The 15425-nt window shown below is 64.6% G+C and carries 14 protein-coding genes; 8 read left to right on the forward strand and 6 right to left on the reverse strand.

All coding sequences use genetic code 11. From position 1 onward, the window contains the following. Positions 1 to 8: 8 nt before the first annotated feature. Positions 9 to 1205 carry a porin gene (locus KZJ38_RS12625; RefSeq protein ID WP_219796223.1) on the reverse strand — a complete coding sequence of 399 codons (1197 nt, stop codon included), beginning with the start codon at positions 1203 to 1205 and terminating at the stop codon, positions 9 to 11. Positions 1206 to 1561: 356 nt separating this feature from the next. On the opposite strand from KZJ38_RS12625, the gene KZJ38_RS12630 reads away from it, so the two are divergent. Beyond that, positions 1562 to 1927: a winged helix-turn-helix domain-containing protein gene (locus KZJ38_RS12630; RefSeq protein WP_246641456.1), complete on the forward strand. Its 366-nt coding sequence runs from the start codon at positions 1562 to 1564 to the stop codon at positions 1925 to 1927. A gap of 36 nt (positions 1928 to 1963) precedes the next feature. On the opposite strand, the gene KZJ38_RS12635 is transcribed toward KZJ38_RS12630, so the two are convergent. The 4 genes from KZJ38_RS12635 to KZJ38_RS12650 form a co-directional block, all read right to left on the reverse strand. Next, positions 1964 to 3301, reverse strand: a complete 1338-nt coding sequence (locus tag KZJ38_RS12635) for a DUF2325 domain-containing protein (RefSeq protein ID WP_219796224.1) — start codon at positions 3299 to 3301, stop codon at positions 1964 to 1966. 152 nt (positions 3302 to 3453) lie between these two features. Next, the gene (locus tag KZJ38_RS12640) at positions 3454 to 4080 is read right to left on the reverse strand and encodes a hypothetical protein (RefSeq protein ID WP_219796225.1); all 627 of its coding nucleotides are present in this window, start codon (positions 4078 to 4080) and stop codon (positions 3454 to 3456) included. Between the two features lie 196 nt (positions 4081 to 4276). Continuing rightward, entirely contained in the window at positions 4277 to 4738 is a 462-nt protein-coding gene (locus KZJ38_RS12645; RefSeq protein ID WP_219796226.1) for a (2Fe-2S)-binding protein, read from the reverse strand. A gap of 56 nt (positions 4739 to 4794) precedes the next feature. Beyond that, on the reverse strand, positions 4795 to 7128 hold the full coding sequence (locus tag KZJ38_RS12650; protein ID WP_219796227.1) for a xanthine dehydrogenase family protein molybdopterin-binding subunit: 2334 nt from the start codon (positions 7126 to 7128) through the stop codon (positions 4795 to 4797). A 314-nt stretch (positions 7129 to 7442) separates the two neighbouring features. Here KZJ38_RS12650 and mscL point away from each other — a divergent pair, with 314 nt between their 5' ends. Both mscL and KZJ38_RS12660 read left to right on the forward strand, forming a co-directional pair. Then, a complete protein-coding gene (gene mscL / locus KZJ38_RS12655; RefSeq protein WP_219796228.1) occupies positions 7443 to 7907 on the forward strand; it encodes a large conductance mechanosensitive channel protein MscL in 465 nt (154 codons plus the stop codon). A gap of 210 nt (positions 7908 to 8117) precedes the next feature. Further along, positions 8118 to 8339, forward strand: a complete 222-nt coding sequence (locus KZJ38_RS12660) for a hypothetical protein (protein WP_219796229.1) — start codon at positions 8118 to 8120, stop codon at positions 8337 to 8339. 78 nt (positions 8340 to 8417) lie between these two features. Here KZJ38_RS12660 and KZJ38_RS12665 read toward each other — a convergent pair whose 3' ends face one another. Then, positions 8418 to 9683, reverse strand: coding sequence for an epoxide hydrolase family protein (locus tag KZJ38_RS12665; protein WP_246641763.1), 1266 nt, complete (start codon positions 9681 to 9683; stop codon positions 8418 to 8420). A gap of 404 nt (positions 9684 to 10087) precedes the next feature. On the opposite strand from KZJ38_RS12665, the gene ddpX reads away from it, so the two are divergent. The 5 genes from ddpX (at position 10088) to KZJ38_RS12690 (ending at position 15418) form a co-directional block, all read left to right on the forward strand. Then, the gene (gene ddpX, locus KZJ38_RS12670) at positions 10088 to 10666 is read left to right on the forward strand and encodes a D-alanyl-D-alanine dipeptidase (RefSeq protein ID WP_219796230.1); all 579 of its coding nucleotides are present in this window, start codon (positions 10088 to 10090) and stop codon (positions 10664 to 10666) included. 13 nt (positions 10667 to 10679) lie between these two features. Beyond that, the gene (locus KZJ38_RS12675; RefSeq protein WP_219796231.1) at positions 10680 to 12290 is read left to right on the forward strand and encodes an ABC transporter substrate-binding protein; all 1611 of its coding nucleotides are present in this window, start codon (positions 10680 to 10682) and stop codon (positions 12288 to 12290) included. A gap of 43 nt (positions 12291 to 12333) precedes the next feature. Next, positions 12334 to 13404 (forward strand): ABC transporter permease, encoded by a 1071-nt coding sequence (locus KZJ38_RS12680; RefSeq protein ID WP_219796232.1) that lies wholly within the window; start codon positions 12334 to 12336, stop codon positions 13402 to 13404. Between the two features lie 130 nt (positions 13405 to 13534). Further along, positions 13535 to 14464, forward strand: coding sequence for a nickel transporter permease (gene nikC / locus KZJ38_RS12685; RefSeq protein WP_219796233.1), 930 nt, complete (start codon positions 13535 to 13537; stop codon positions 14462 to 14464). A 3-nt stretch (positions 14465 to 14467) separates the two neighbouring features. Next, positions 14468 to 15418 carry an ABC transporter ATP-binding protein gene (locus KZJ38_RS12690; protein ID WP_219796234.1) on the forward strand — a complete coding sequence of 317 codons (951 nt, stop codon included), beginning with the start codon at positions 14468 to 14470 and terminating at the stop codon, positions 15416 to 15418. Positions 15419 to 15425 lie beyond the last annotated feature (7 nt).

The raw sequence follows: 15425 nt of genomic DNA on the forward strand, positions 1-15425 counted from the left end.
CGCTCCGCCTAGAAGCGATGCCGCAACCCGACGCGCGTCGCAACCTGGTTGTCCGCGCCGACACCCGACGTTCCCAGCATGCCCGGCGTCGTGCCGATCTGCGCCTGCACCGGCACATTGCGTCCCGCGACCGTATTGCTGCCTGACGCGATCTGATAGACCGCGAGCAGATAGACATCGGTGCGCTTGGAGAGCGCGTAGTCGAGCGCGCCCGTGACCTGATGCCATTTGCCGTTGAAACGGTCGTCGAGATCAGAGAACGTATAGCCAAGCCCCGCCGCCAGCGCAGGCGTGAAGCCGTAGCGGCCGCCGATTTCATAGTTGTTGAGGCGCGACGATGCACCGGCGAGCGGCTCGAAGTTCGTATGCGTCCAGTTGCCCCATACGAGCCCGGCGCCGATCGCCACACGCGCGCCGACGCCATAGGTTTCGAGGTCGCGCAGCCCGCCCGTATTCACGTTCGCGATGCTGACGCTAAACGGCGGCGTGGCGCCATTCGGATAACGGATATTCGTGTACGCGGCGCCGAGGCCGAACGGCCCTTGCGCATAGTTCACGCCGAAGCTGTACGCGCTCGACGCGCCCTGCTGGGAAGCGCCGCCCGCAGTGACGGTCGGCGTGCCCGCAAACGCGCCGGCCCGATTCGAGAACCCGTACATCGCACCGAACGTGAGTCCCGAGAAATTCGCGCTGCTGAACTTGACTGCGTTGTTGACGCGGCTTCCGCTCAGCTGGTCGACGTCGTTGATATGCCAGCCGTAATTGCCGGCGGGCGTCTGGCTGCCGGTCGTGTAGTTCGCGCCGAGGTAGTCGGTCGAGAACGAGTACTGGCGGCCGAACGCGAGCGTGCCGATGCCGTCCTTCGAAACGCCGACGTACGCCTGCCGGCCGAACAGCGCGCCGCCCTGCCCGATCGAGCCATCCGCGCTGCTAAAACCGTTTTCGAGCACGAACAGCGCCTTCAGGCCGCCGCCGAGGTCTTCGGTGCCGCGCACACCCCAGCGGCTGCCGGACGCAACGCCATCCGCGTATTTGACGAGGCTCGCGTGCCCCGCCGCCGGCGTGGCCGAATTCGATACGTAGCTGATGCCGGCATCGATGATGCCGTAGAGCGTGACGCTGCTTTGCGCATGCGCGGTGGTAGCCGCGGTGGCGATTGCGCCGAGGCTGCCGAGTACTGCCACTGCGTTGATGGATTTTTTCATTTAGACATCCTTGTTAGCCATTGCGCGCAGACGACAGCGCGCCCCATGCGCGGCGCAAGCCGGGCATGGCACGATGGCAATTCAGTTCGGGAGAAAGTAGGTCGGTCTTTATCGCCCGTGTCGGGCGGCCCGCGTTTTACCCAGGGTATGGGCGCCCACGCGAAGCATTGTGTGTCCGGCAATGTAGCGCGAGGTTACGTCTCAATAAAGGGGCGGCGGGCGGTCTGTGTCGATTTGCAGACAGCGCGCATGCCGCTGCGAGAAATGGCTGTGCGCCGCGCGCGCGGCGTGCGTCGTGTATGCTTTCGCAGATATCAAACCGTCAGAACAACGCGGCCCCACCGCGACATACAACGATGAAAACTTCGACAACCGTGAAACCTGAGGTCAGGTTCCGCATGCGCATCCAGCAGGCCGACACGATCGCGCTCGGTCCCGGCAAGGTTGCATTGCTCGAAGCGGTCAGGGAGCACGGCTCGATCTCGGCCGCGGCACGCAGCCTCAACATGTCGTACCGGCGCGCGTGGCTGCTGATGGATGAATTGAACAAGTCGCTGAAGTCGCCCGCGACAGTTGCCGAGCACGGCGGGCAAAGCGGCGGCGGCTGCGTGCTCACAGCCGTCGGCGAGGAAATCATCCGGCTTTATCGCGGCATCGAAACACAGGCGTATGCGGCCTGCGCAGCCGAGATTTCAGCGTTGACGCGGATGATCAGGCGATAGCGGCACAGCCAGCGGGCCGCACAGGCGGTGCTGCGCTCAGCCGTGCCGCAAACAGAAGCGCGACACGCGCGCGGCCGGCGCCGGCGCCTCGGCGGCCGCAAGCCGCGCCACCAGTTCGACGAAGCTCGCCACGCTCGCCGTGCGCAGCGGGTAGTACGCCACCTGGCTGCGCTCGCAGACGCGCTTAAGCATGTTCATCGAGTCGTGGTCGATGCAATCGACGGGAAACACGACCATATCCGCATTCGGCAGCGCCGCGGCCAGCAGACCCTTGCGGTCTTCGATGCCGCCGTCGTGCACCGTCACCTCGCCGCCCGCGGATGCCACGAGCCGCCGCACCGCGCTATTCGAACCGGGCCGTCCACCGACATAGACGATGCGCTTGCCCTGCAGCATATCGAGGGCGCCGCTCTTCGCGCTCGCCGTGTCCGATGTGTCGTTGAGCGCCTGCATCGTGCGTTCGAGCGCCTGCGCCTCATCCTGAATCACCCGCAGCAACGCGAGTGCATCGTCGAGGCTTGCGCGTATGAGGCGTACATTTTCCTGCTCGGTCGCGAGCCGCTGTTCGGCTGCATCGCACCGGCTCGTCTGCACGGCGAGGCGCGCGTCGCGCGCGGCAATCGCCTCGCGCAGCCGTTCCGCTTCCGCGTGCTGCGCGCCTGAAACGGGCGCGGCGGAACGTGCCGAAAGCTGCGCGTTCAGTTCATCGATATGGCGCATCCCTGCGTCCCGTTCGAGCGCCATCTGCTGCAAGCGCTGCTGCTGCCGCTCGACCTTCACATGCAGTTCGGCGTTTTCCTGCTCGAGCGCGACGAGCCGCCGGATATCCGCGCGATTCGCGGCGCCGACCAGATGCGACAGCATATGCAATTCGCCGAACGCGGCCTGGCGCGCTTGCAGCGTCGCCTGCGGATGCGTCATCAGCGCCCAGTACGCGGGCGGGATATCGCCGCTCTTGAGCGCATCGTTCCAGAGCACGAGCAGCGCGTCGGTGTCCTTCGCCTGTTCGAAGCAGCGCAGCGCGCCCGCGTAGCGTTCGTCGAGCGCCTTGTGCAGCGCCTTGCCGCCCGCGCCGCCTTCGATCGCGAGTTCGACGGCCGCGTGGTGGATCTCGAGATCCGTCGCCTTCTGCCGGTCGAGCCGCGTGAATTTCGGCACGAGCTTGCGCAATTCATGTGTGGCCAGGCAGGTGCCGATGATCGAGCAATGCAGATGCGAGTCGAGCTCTGAAAGCCGCGTGCGGCGCTTCAGGCTTTGCAGTTGTCCTTGCGATGGCGCGCAGCAGGCGTCGGACGCGCGCAGACGCTCGCCGATGTAAGCGTCGGTTCGCTCGACGCCGCGCGCGGCGGCGAGACGAAACGGAGAAGCTTGCATGGTGGCCTCGTGTCGGGTTCGGGTCACAGCGGATTTGTATTTTCGAAATATACCATTGAATATAACGAGGCGCGATTACGGCGCGGCCGCGCAGTTTGCGTGATGACGGCCGCGGGCCCGCTGGCGTTACAGGAATGCGCAATGACCGTGGATTAGCGCTGCACCGTAGCCACGCCTGCGCCACCACCGTCGGATATCGATGCCGCTGCATAAGCGTGCCGCGCGCCACGCGCCGCCGGACGTTCGCTTCGGACCGCAGGCGCCACACGCGCCGCATCGAACGGCGTGGCGAGTTGCCGCTCGAGCACATGTTCGACGCACAGCCCGACGAGAATCGCGTCGACACGCTCGAGTTCTGTTACAGCCACACGCAGCGCCGCGGGATCGTTGCTGAAAGACTCTGAAAACACCGCGTCGCGCGTTTTTTCGAGCGCACGCGCATCGCGTATCGCACGCCTCAATTCGCGCATGCGGTCGAACTGCGCGGCCTGCGCGGCAGTGTCTAGCACCTTCAGAAGCCGCAGCATTGGCGCCGTGCCGTACTGGTCGCGTTGCGCCGTGTGATCGTTACCCGCATTGCCACCCGCATCGCCGCCCGCGAATAGCAGCACGAAACGCAATACGCTGTTACGCAGACGGATAAAGCCGTCCACGACGTCGCGTATCAGCGGCGCGCGGTCGTCGGCGCCTGCCGGCTTCAGCGTGCTGATATGCGCTGCCAGCGCGCCCGGCTGCGACGCCTGTCCCGCGCGCGGTGACGCGATCTGACGACTGCTCACGCCGCCTTCTCCAGTTCGCCTGCGCATGCAAGTGACATAGTATCGACCGATGTATTCTACCGAATATATCGATACTATATCGAAACGTGTATGGATGCGAGGCCTTTCTGAAAGCGTGCGCGAATCGGGAAACGGCATTTCAACCGTGGAAAGCAAAGGGGAACGACACACCCCGGTGCAAAGCGACGCCGCGCGCTCACCACGTCCGAGTTTGACCACTCGCTTCGTAAATGGCCCGCCGGATACGCGGGTACGTGCCACAGCGGCAAACCACCGGCGTCATCGCCTGATCGATATCCGCAGGGCCCGGTTTATGGTTGTGCATCAGCAGCGCGCTGGCCGCCATCAGTTGCGCGCTCTGACAGTAGCCGCATTGCACGACATCGATGCGCAGCCATGCGGCCTTGAGTGCGCGCGCCTCTACCCCACTGAGCCCTTCGATCGTCGTAATTCTGGTGCCATGCAATTGCGCGACCGGCTTCGTGCAGCAGGTCTGCGCGGCGCCGTCGATATGCAGCGTGCACGCGCCGCACACGCCGACACCGCAGCCGAATTTCGTGCCGGTCAGTTTTAGCTCGCAGCGCAACACCCACAACAGCGGCGTCGCCGGATCGGAGCGGATCGCCGTATCGTGTCCATTGATGTTCAGAGACAGCATCGTCGTCTCCCGCGCCCGTCATACCGGGCAAAGTAGGCCGCGCTTATGCAAGCCGCTCATGCAAGCTTGAGCGGCAGCGAGCGCAGCCTGCGCCCGGTCAGCGCGAACACTGCATTCGCGACCGCCGGTGCGACAGGCGGCGTCGCCGCCTCGCCCACGCCTTGCGGATGCTCGCGGCTCGTCATGATGTCCGTTTGAATCCGCGGGCATTGCTCCATTCTCACCACCGGATAATCGCTGTAGTACTGCTCTTTGACCGCACCGCCGTCGAGTGTGATCGATTCATAAAGCGCGGCGGATAGTCCGAATACGATCGCGCCTTCGAGCTGCTGTGCGATCAGATTCGGATTCACAGGCAAGCCGCAATCGATCACGCAGACCACACGGTTCACATGAATCGTCCTCGCCTTGTCCGCTTCGACCGATACTTCGACCACCTGACCGACGACGCTGCCGAACGCCTCATGCAACGCGATGCCGCGCGCCTGCGCAAGACCTCGCTCGTCGGCATCGAGTGGCGTCCGCCAGCCCGCGAGCTGCGCGACCCGGCGCAGCACCGCGAGATGACGCGGATGATGGGCGAGCATGGCCGCGCGAAACGCGACGGGGTCTTTGCGCGCGGCGGCCGCCAGTTCATCGACAAAGCTCTCGACAAAGAACGCCTGATGCGAATGCCCGACCGAGCGCCAGAAGCCGACCGGCACCGGCAGCGCCACCGGCTTGTGGCCGATGCGTACGTTCGGCCATTCGTAAGGCTGATCGAATGCGCCTTCGTCGTTGGTCTTGTCGAACGAACGGCCGAGCGCCGCGGCAAAACCCGGTACGCCGTAGTTGCGCGCGAGCCAGCTCGTCACGATCGACTGGCTCGCCGAGGTGTTGCGCCATGCGGTCACGACGCCCGCATCGTTGAGGCCTGCGGTAAAGCGCGATACACATGCCGGGCGATAGAAGTCGTGGGTCATGTCTTGCGGACGTGTCCAGATGGTTTGCACGGGCGTGCCGCGTACCTTCTCCGCAATCGCGACGGCTTGTGCGATGTAATCCATCTCGAGGCGCCTGCCGAACGCGCCGCCGATCAGCTGCTGGCGCAAGTCGACTTTGTCCTCGGCAATGCCGAGCATCTGTGCCGTATAGCGGCGCGCGACGTCGGGCACTTGTGTCGCGGCCCAGACGATTGCCGAGCCATCGCTTCTGATCTGCGCGGTGCAGTTGATCGGTTCGAGCGCCGCATGTGCGAGATACGGCGCGTGGTATTCGGCGCTGACCGTGCGCGCGGCGATGCCGAGTGCCGCATCGACGTCGCCATGTGCATACCACGTGTGCCCCGCGCTGTCGTCGAGCGCTTCGGAAAGGCGCCGCATCGCATCCATGCTCGAGAGGCGCGTGTCGTCGTCGATCTTCCATTCGCACTTCACTGCGTCGAGCGCGTGCATCGCCGTGAAGGCGTTGTCGGCGATCACCGCGACGCCACCTGTGCCGCCGTGATAAGGCGGCACCGCGAACACGCTGACCACGCCGGACTGCACGGCAGCAGCCGCGCCATCGAAATGCGCGACCGCGCCGCCGGACACCGGACACATCGCGACGCTGGCGTACAGCAACCCGTCGGGCGCCGCATCGATACCGAAGCGCGCCGACCCATCGAGCTTCGATGGCGCCTCGATACGCGCGAGCGGCTTGCCGATCAGCCGGAATGCGGCCGGATCTTTCAACTCGATCTTGCGCGGCAGCGCCTGGCGCGCGGCAAGCGGCGCGAGCTCGCCGTATGTCGCGCTGCGCGTGGCGGCCGCTGTAATGCCGTCGGCGGGCGCGTCAACCGGGCCGTCGTATACGCGGCCCGTCTTCGTATGGCATTGCTCGACAGGCACGCCCCATTGCGTCGCGGCCGCCTCGATCAGCATCGCGCGCGCGGCCGCGCCGGCCTCGCGCATCGGCAGCCACGCGTCGTTGAGCGAGGTCGAACCGCCCGTCATCATCGCACCGGCCTCGCGCGCGCCCTTGCGTGCAAGCCACGTGAAAAGCCCTTTGATCGCGCTGTCGTCGTCGGGACGAAACGGCAGGTTGCCGGCGACACTTTCCACGTTGTTGTAAATCCGGTCGACTGGCGCGGCCTCGACGCCGACCGTCGACCAGTCCGCATCGAGTTCCTCGGCGACCAGCATCGCCAGCCCGGTGTGCACGCCCTGCCCCATCTCGGCGCGGCAGACCATCACGGTGATGCGATTGTCGGCGCCGATCTTGACCCAGCCGTTTATCGCCGTCTGCGCGGGCTGCGCGGCAAGTGGCTCCGCCGGCGTCAGCCGCTGGCGCGGCGGCAGCGCGGACCAGCCGACCACGAGCGCGCCGAGCGTCGCGGCACCGCCGACAAGGAAGGTTCTACGCTTGACCATGGCACGCCACGCAACGGTTCTTGACGATGGTTATATCGGTCGCCACGGCCCACCAGCGACCCTGACCAGCGGCAGAGGTCGCGGTGAGCGGACATCAGGTAAAACGCACAGGCGCGCGTCTGAATGAAAACCTGCCGGCAAGGACGGCCCGGATCGGCCTGGATCGGTCCGGCGATGGCCGGGATATCTCCCGTCCGGGGTCCACCTGTACAGTCGCGCTTCCATGCATCTTAGTGCGCGAATTCGCACCTTGCGTAGGCCGGGAATGCAATTCGCTAACCGGTTCTCCGTCGACAAAAACGGAGGAACCCACCATGGCAGGCGTTTTTCAGGAGTTCAAGCAGTTTGCGATCAAGGGCAACGTGATGGATCTCGCGGTCGGCGTGATCATCGGCGGCGCGTTTTCGACGATCGTCAATTCAATCGTGAAGGACCTGATCATGCCGATCGTCGGCATCGTGACCGGCAATATCGACTTCTCGAACAAGTTCATCCGGATCGGCGCGTTACCGGCAAGCTTCAAGGGCAATCCCGATTCGTACAAGGACCTGCAGACAGCGGGCGTCGCGGTGGTCGGCTACGGCTCGTTCATGACCGTCGTGCTCAACTTCCTGATTCTCGCGTTTATCGTGTTTCTGCTCGTCAAGTTCATCAACAAGCTGCGCGAGCTCGAAAAGACCGAAGCCGAGACGCCAGCAGCGCCGGCCGGGCCGCCCGAGGACGTCCTGCTGCTGCGCGAGATCCGCGACGAGTTGAAGGATCAGAGGCAGCGCGCCTGACCGCCGGCGTACGGCGCCGCGCCGACGCCGCGGGAACGCCAGATGCTCGACCGTAGCGAACGGTCCAGATGACTGGCGCCACGGCTCGAGGTCCGCGCTTATCGCGCTGGTCATCGCGCTACCCGGTGCGCCGCTTATCGCGCCGCTTATCGCGCCGCTCACTGCGCCACTCAGTGCGCCACTCAGTGCGCCGCAACAAGGAGGCTCGCCATGCTGCCGAATTACGCAAACCCGCAAGCTAAACCGCGCACACCCGCCGCTGCCGCGGGCCTTTCTGCCGCAAGCGATCCCGCAGCGGACCCGCCGATTCCCGACCAACCGGCCATCCCCGACGCACCGAACCCCGGCACGCCGGCCGACGTGCCCGATGTCGGCATACCGGAACCGGAACCGGACCGGGCGCCGCCGGACACCGGCAAGCGCCCCGGATAGCACAGTCAGTTCTCGCATTGAGCAGCCGCAGTGAGCGCACCTCGCGGCGCCGCGCTGCCCCTGCAGCGCCGCTAGGCTTTACGCCCCATGCCCAAACTGACGCCGCACCGGCCTGAACGCGGCGCGCAATTCCTCGGCGAACAGCTGCGGTTGCTCCCAGGCCGCGAAGTGACCGCCTTTCGCCACCTGGTGGTAGTAGTACAGCGTCGGGTACGCGCGCTCGCTCCAGCTCTTCGGCGCGCGATAGATCTCGTGCGGGAACACGGAGATGGCCACAGGAATCTTGATGTCCGTCGTTTTCTGTGCGGCCGAGCTGAAATTGTTATTGTTGTTTTCCCAATAGAACCGCGACGACGACGCACCCGTATTGGTCAGCCAGTACAGCGTGACGTCATTGAGCATTTCATCCTTCGTCAGCACGCGCTCGGGATCGCCGCCGCTGTCGCTCCATTGCGCGAACTTCTCGACCATCCAGGCTGCCATGCCCGAAGGCGAATCCGCGAGTGAATAGCCGATCGTCTGCGGACGCGTGACCATCATCGCGCCGTAGGCCGCATTCCGGCCGAAAAACGTGCTGAGCGAGTCATAGGCGTCGCGCTCGGCGGGCGTCAATCCGGCCGGCGCGGGGTCGCCGCTGTTGATCGACTTCATGAGATCGCCCGGCACCGTGGCCGGCATATTGAGGTGAATCGCCAGCAGGCCGTTCGGCGCTTGCCTCGCGAGAGCGTCGGAGATCACCGAGCCGTGGTCGCCACCCTGCGACACGTACTGCCTGTAACCGAGCCGCTTCATCAGCACGTCCCATGCGCGCGCGGTGCGATCGGGGCCCCAGCCCAGGTCTGTCGGCCGGCCGGAAAAGCCATAACCGGGAATCGACGGAATCACCACATCGAACGCGTCTTCGGCACGCCCGCCATAAGCCTCGGGGTCCGTCAGCGGGCCGATCGCCTTGATGAACTCGAAGGTCGAGCCGGGCCAGCCATGCGTGAGGATGACCGGCAACGCGTTCGGGTTGCGCGAGCGGACGTGGATAAACTGGATGTCGACGCCATCGATCGTCGTCACGAATTCGGGCAGCGCGTTGAGCTGCGCCTCGGCCTTGCGCCAGTCGTAATCGGTGCCCCAGTAGCGCACGAGTGCCTGCACCTTCGCCAGCTGGATGCCTTGCGAATCGTCCTTCACCGTTTCAACGTCGGGCCAGCGCGTTTGCGCGATGCGCCGCTTCAGATCGTCGAGTTGCGCCTGCGGCACGTAAATCCGATATGGGCGGATGCTTTCGTCGCTGTGTGCGCTGCCGATGGCGGACGCGGTCGATGCCGCATCGGCAGCGTGGGCGGTGCGCATGTGGCCCGCGGCCACGAGCATCGTGAAACCCATCGCCGTGGCCAATAGCCGGCGGGCGCGGTGACGGACGTAAGAACGGCAAGACGGACTCAGGCGGTCTGCTGCAAACATGCGTGGTTCTCCTACGAACGGAATGCCGGGAAGACGGTCGCGAACGATCTCTGCCTTGCGCTCGCTTGCCGGCATTCTGCCTGGCCCGCTTGTACCGGATTTGTCGCGCCGTTATCGTCACGTTTCCGATTCCCACGGATTTGTATCGGCATGTAATCTGCGGTATTTGCGACCCGACGCGCGCGTCACCTGGCGTTTTCCCTCAAAAACTATTGCTCGACCAATGCCCATTGATTTTTTAAGCTAGCGCTGTGTTTTTTGGCCTTGTCAGATGCCTACCACCCGTTCCATACATGACCGAACCCATCAGATCCACTTCAAAACTGATTCCCATCACCCGCGACACGCACGGTGTCGACATCGACCTCGTCTACGCCACCGCGCGCAATCTGACGGGCAAACCGATCTACCAACACGCGCACTGCCTGCTGCTCGAGCCGGCCGAAGCCGCGCTGCGCACCGCGATTGCAATCGCGCGCGACAGCGGCTTCGCGCTACGCATCTTCGATGCGTACCGGCCGCCGCAAGCGCAGCAGGTGCTGTGGGACTTCCTGCCGGACCCGACCTATATCGCCGACGTCAAGCGCGGCTCGAACCACAGCCGCGGCGCTGCAGTCGACCTCACGCTCCTCGATGCGAACGGCGAAGCGCTCGATATGGGCACGGGCTTCGATGCGATGACGGTCGAATCCGAGCACTTTCATCCGGGCCTGCCCGAGCATGTGCAGCGCAACCGGCTGATGCTGCTCGGCGTCATGCATGCGGCCGGTTTCACGCATATCAAAAGCGAATGGTGGCATTTCGAATTGCCGGGCGCGCTCGCGCTGCCGTTGATCGACAACGCCAATAGCGGGCCGCTACGGCTCATGTAAGGGGAACAGACGAATGAAACAGGGTTTGCGCAACGTGCTCGCCGTGGCCGCACTGGCGGCCTCGATAGGCTTCTCGCTGACGGCAAGCATGCCCGCGGGCGCCGCGACGCCGAAAGACATGCTTGTCATGGCGACGATGCTCGACGAGTTCTCCACGCTCGATCCGGGCGAAGTCTACGAGCTCGTGCCCGAGGAATACATCGCGAACACCTACGACCGGCTCGTGCGCGTGGACCTCAAGGATCCGTCGAAATTCAACGGCGACGTCGCGCAATGGTGGAGCGTGAGCCCCGACGGATTGACGTTCACGTTCAGGATAAAGAGCGGGCTCAAGTTCCATTCGGGCAATCCGCTCACCGCCGACGACGTCGCGTGGTCGATCCAGCGCACCGTGCTGCTCGACAAAGGCGCGGCCGCGGTGCTGCAAGGCATCGGCCTCACCAAAGACAATGTGCTGCAACGCGTGAAGAAAATCGACGACACGACGGTGAGCGTCAGCACCGACCAGAAATACGCACCGACCTTCGTGCTCAACGTGCTCGGCGCGTGGCCCGCTTCGGTGGTCGACAAACAGTTGCTGCTCACGCACCAGAAGAACAACGACTTCGGCAACGAATGGCTGCGCACGAACGAGGCCGGCTCAGGCGCGTACAAGCTCGTCAAGTGGACCGCGAACGAGAGCCTGATCTTGCAGCGCTTCGACGGCTACCGCGTGCCGCTTGCGATGAAGCGCATCGTGCTGCGTCATGTGCCCGAAGCGGCCACACAACGTCTGCTGCTCGAAAACGGCGACGCCGACATTGCACGCAACCTGAGCCCCGACGACCTCGCCGCGCTGGAAAAATCCGGCAAGGCGCATGTCACGGCCGTGCCGCAGGCGACGCTGCTGTATCTGGGCCTGAATGTGAAGAACCCGAATCTCGCGAAGCCCGACGTGCAGGAAGCGATGAAGTGGCTGATCGACTACAACGGCATTCAGACCAATATCGCAAAGTCCACGTTCAAGGTGCACCAGACGTTTCTGCCCGAAGGCTTTCTCGGCGCGCTGAACGACAACCCGTATCACCAGGACGTCGCGAAAGCGAAGGCGCTGCTCGCGAAAGCGGGCTTGCCGAATGGCTTCAAGGTGACGATGGACGTGCGCAGCAGTTACCCATATAACGAAATCGCGCAGGCGGTGCAGGCGAATCTCGCACAAGGCGGCATCAAGGTCGAGATCATTCCCGGCGACAACAAGCAGACGCTCGCGAAATACCGCGCACGTGCGCACGACATCTATATCGGCGAATGGTCGGCCGACTATATCGATCCGCACAGCAATGCGCAGGGCTTCGCATGGAACCCCGACAACTCGGACAAGTCATCCTACAAGATGCTCGCATGGCGCAATTCGTGGAACATTCCCGATCTGACGAAGGAAACGAACGAAGCGCTCGCCGAATCGTCAACTACGAAACGCGCGCAGCTCTACCAGACGATGCAGAAGCAGATGCTCGCGAACTCGCCGTTCGTGATCATGTTCCAGCAGGTGTCGCAGGTTGCGATGCGGCCCGGTGTGAGCGGCATCGAAGTGGGTCCGATCAACGATCTTGTATCGTATCTGCACCTGAAGAAGCAGCCGTAAGCGAAACTGCGTGAAACTGCGGCGCCCGAGCAAGGAAGCCATCATGTCGACTCCCGTCACGCCGTTCGACCGCCTGCGCGCTCTGCCCGCTCATCACGCGGGCGTGCGCTGGACGCTGCGCGCGCTGCGCTGGGTGCTGACGCTCGCCATTACGTTCGTCGGGCTGCTCGCGGTGACCTTCGTGATCGGCCGCAAGGTGCCGATCGATCCGGTGCTCGCGGTGGTCGGCGACCGCGCCTCCGCCACGGCCTACGCGGCCGCGCGCGCCCAGCTCGGCCTCGACCAGCCGCTCGCCGTCCAGTTCTGGGTCTACGCGCGCGACGTGCTGCACGGCAATCTCGGCGTCTCGCTGCTTACCGCCAACCCGGTGCTCGACGACATCAAGCGTGTATTTCCGGCCACGCTCGAGCTCGCGACGCTGTCGACCGTCATCGGCGTGCTGATCGGCATACCGCTCGGCGTGATCGCCGCGGTCCGGCATAACCGCTGGATCGATCACGTCGCGCGCTTTGTCGGCCTGATCGGCAGCTCCGTGCCCGTGTTCTGGCTCGGGCTGATGGGCCTGCTGCTGTTTTACGCGAGACTGCATTGGGTGGGCGGCCCCGGCCGTATCGATCCGGTCTACGACGGCATGGTCGATACGCACACCGGCAGTCTGCTTATCGACGCGCTGATTGCCGGCGAATGGGAGGTGTTCTTCAACGCGCTATCGCATATCGCGCTGCCGGCCGCGATCCTCGGCTATTACTCGGTCGCCTATCTGAGCCGGATGACACGCTCGTTCATGCTCGACCAGCTAAGCCAGGAATACATCACCACGGCGCGCGCGAAAGGATTGCCGGAGCGGCGCGTGATCTGGCGGCACGCCTTCGGCAACATCATGGTGCCGCTTTTGACTGTGATCGCGCTGTCGTACAGCTTTCTGCTCGAAGGCTCGGTGCTGACCGAAATTGTGTTCGCATGGCCCGGCATCGGTTCGTATCTGACCGGCGCGCTCCTGAACGCCGATATGAACGCGGTGCTCGGCAGCACGCTCGTGATCGGCGCGACGTTTATCGCGCTCAATTTGCTGACCGACGCGCTGTATCGCGTGTTCGACCCACGTGCCCGTTGACGATGCTTCGCTGTCTTCCTGCTTTTAGCCTCGCGGTTAGCCTTCTTATGTGCCTATGAGCCGTATTCGCCCTTCGTCCGAATCGACTGCGTTGCCCGACGAGGGCGCCGCGGCGATGCACGACGCACCCATGAACGACGAGCCGCCGCCGCGACGCGCCTCGGGCTGGCGCGCGTGGCTCCTGAGCGACGCGCCCGCGTCGCGCCGCCAGGCCGCGCTCGGCCTCGCGTACCGCCGCTGGCGGCGCTTTGCCGGCAATCCGCTGTCGCTGTTCGGTTTCGCGATTCTCGTGCTGCTGGTCGCAGTGGCCGCATTCGGGCCGCTCATCGCGCCGCACGATCCACTGCGGCAGGTCCTGTCCGACCGGCTGCTGCCGCCGGGTTCGGTGTCGCACTGGCTCGGCACCGATCAGCTCGGCCGCGACATCCTGTCCCGGCTCATTGACGGCGCGCGCATCACGCTGTCGATCGCGATACTCGTGGTGATCGTCGTGGTGCCGATCGGCCTCATGATCGGCACGGTGGCCGGCTTCTGCGGCGGCTGGATCGACAACGTGCTGATGCGCATCACCGATATCGCGCTCGCGTTTCCGAAGATCGTGCTGGCGCTCGCGTTCGCGGCCGCTGTCGGGCCCGGCGTCATCAACGCGGTTATCGCGATTTCGATTACCGCATGGCCGGCCTATGCGCGGCTTGCTCGCGCCGAAACGCTACGGCTCGTCGATGCGGACTTTATCCACGTCGCGCGGCTGCAAGGCGCGTCGCGCGCGCGCATTCTGCTGCGCTATATCGTGCCGCTGTGCTCGTCGTCGGTCATCGTGCGTGCGACGCTCGATATGGCGGGCATCATCCTGACCGTCGCAGGCCTCGGTTTTCTTGGCCTTGGCGCGCAACCGCCAAGCCCTGAATGGGGCTACATGGTCGCGTCGGGCCGCAATGTGCTGCTCAACGCCTGGTGGGTCGCGACGATACCGGGCTGCGCGATCCTCGTGGTGAGCCTTGCGTTCAATCTGCTCGGCGACGGACTGCGCGACGTGTTCGATCCGCGGCATGGAGACTGACCGATGACCGATTCTTCTTCGCTGCCGAGCGCTACGGGCAAGGCTGTGGCCGACACGGCTAAAAGCGCCCTCGCCTCTGTTCCGCTCGCTGAAATCGACGACCTGCGCATCGCGTTTCGCGGCCACGACGGCACGTTTGCGGAAGCGGTACGCGGTGTATCGCTCACGCTGAACAAAGGCGAGCGGCTCGGCATTGTCGGCGAATCGGGTTCGGGCAAGTCGCTGACGGGCCGCGCGTTGCTCGGCTTACTGCCGCCTGCTGCACAGATGCACGCGAACACGCTGCGCTTCGATGGTACGAACCTGCTCGCGCTCAGCGCGCGCAAGCGCCGTCAGTTGTGCGGCCAACAGATGGGCATGATCCTGCAGGACCCGAAATATTCGCTGAACCCGGTGATGACTGTGGCCGAACAGATGCGCGAAGCGTTCGCGCTGCACGCGCCTAAAACCGGCCGCCGCGAGATGCGCGAGAAGATCGTCGAGGCGCTCGCGGCCGTCCATATCCGCAATCCGCAGCGTGTCGCCGACGCGTATCCGCACGAACTGTCGGGCGGCATGGGGCAGCGCGTGATGATCGCGATGATGGTGTCGACGGGCCCGCGCCTTCTGGTCGCCGACGAACCGACCAGCGCGCTCGATGTGCTGGTCGCCGCGCAAGTGCTTGCGATTCTCGACGAAACGATTGCGAAGCACGACACCGGGCTGATTCTGATCAGCCACGATCTGCCGCTCGTGATGTCGTTCTGCGATCGCGTGGTCGTCATGTATGCGGGGCGTGTCGTCGAAACCTGCGCGGCGCGCGATCTGTTGCATGCGCAGCATCCTTATACGCGCGGCCTGCTGGCCGCGAACCCGCCGCTCGCCAACCCGCCGGACGAATTGCCGGTGCTCGCACGCGACCCGGCATGGCTCACGGACTCGCACGATAACGCGCACGCGGGAGCCTCCGCATGAACGAACC

This window comes from Paraburkholderia edwinii (genome assembly GCF_019428685.1).
GTDB classification, from domain to species: domain Bacteria; phylum Pseudomonadota; class Gammaproteobacteria; order Burkholderiales; family Burkholderiaceae; genus Paraburkholderia; species Paraburkholderia edwinii.

Coding starts and splice junctions, on each gene's coding strand:
- KZJ38_RS12625 (WP_219796223.1), bottom strand. CDS start 1,205: ATGAAAAAATCCATCAACGCAGTGGCAGTACTCGGCAGCCTCGGCGCA.
- KZJ38_RS12630 (WP_246641456.1), top strand. CDS start 1,562: ATGAAAACTTCGACAACCGTGAAACCTGAGGTCAGGTTCCGCATGCGC.
- KZJ38_RS12635 (WP_219796224.1), bottom strand. CDS start 3,301: ATGCAAGCTTCTCCGTTTCGTCTCGCCGCCGCGCGCGGCGTCGAGCGA.
- KZJ38_RS12645 (WP_219796226.1), bottom strand. CDS start 4,738: ATGCTGTCTCTGAACATCAATGGACACGATACGGCGATCCGCTCCGAT.
- KZJ38_RS12650 (WP_219796227.1), bottom strand. CDS start 7,128: ATGGTCAAGCGTAGAACCTTCCTTGTCGGCGGTGCCGCGACGCTCGGC.
- mscL (WP_219796228.1), top strand. CDS start 7,443: ATGGCAGGCGTTTTTCAGGAGTTCAAGCAGTTTGCGATCAAGGGCAAC.
- KZJ38_RS12660 (WP_219796229.1), top strand. CDS start 8,118: ATGCTGCCGAATTACGCAAACCCGCAAGCTAAACCGCGCACACCCGCC.
- KZJ38_RS12665 (WP_246641763.1), bottom strand. CDS start 9,683: ATGCGCACCGCCCACGCTGCCGATGCGGCATCGACCGCGTCCGCCATC.
- ddpX (WP_219796230.1), top strand. CDS start 10,088: ATGACCGAACCCATCAGATCCACTTCAAAACTGATTCCCATCACCCGC.
- KZJ38_RS12675 (WP_219796231.1), top strand. CDS start 10,680: ATGAAACAGGGTTTGCGCAACGTGCTCGCCGTGGCCGCACTGGCGGCC.
- KZJ38_RS12680 (WP_219796232.1), top strand. CDS start 12,334: ATGTCGACTCCCGTCACGCCGTTCGACCGCCTGCGCGCTCTGCCCGCT.
- nikC (WP_219796233.1), top strand. CDS start 13,535: ATGAACGACGAGCCGCCGCCGCGACGCGCCTCGGGCTGGCGCGCGTGG.
- KZJ38_RS12690 (WP_219796234.1), top strand. CDS start 14,468: ATGACCGATTCTTCTTCGCTGCCGAGCGCTACGGGCAAGGCTGTGGCC.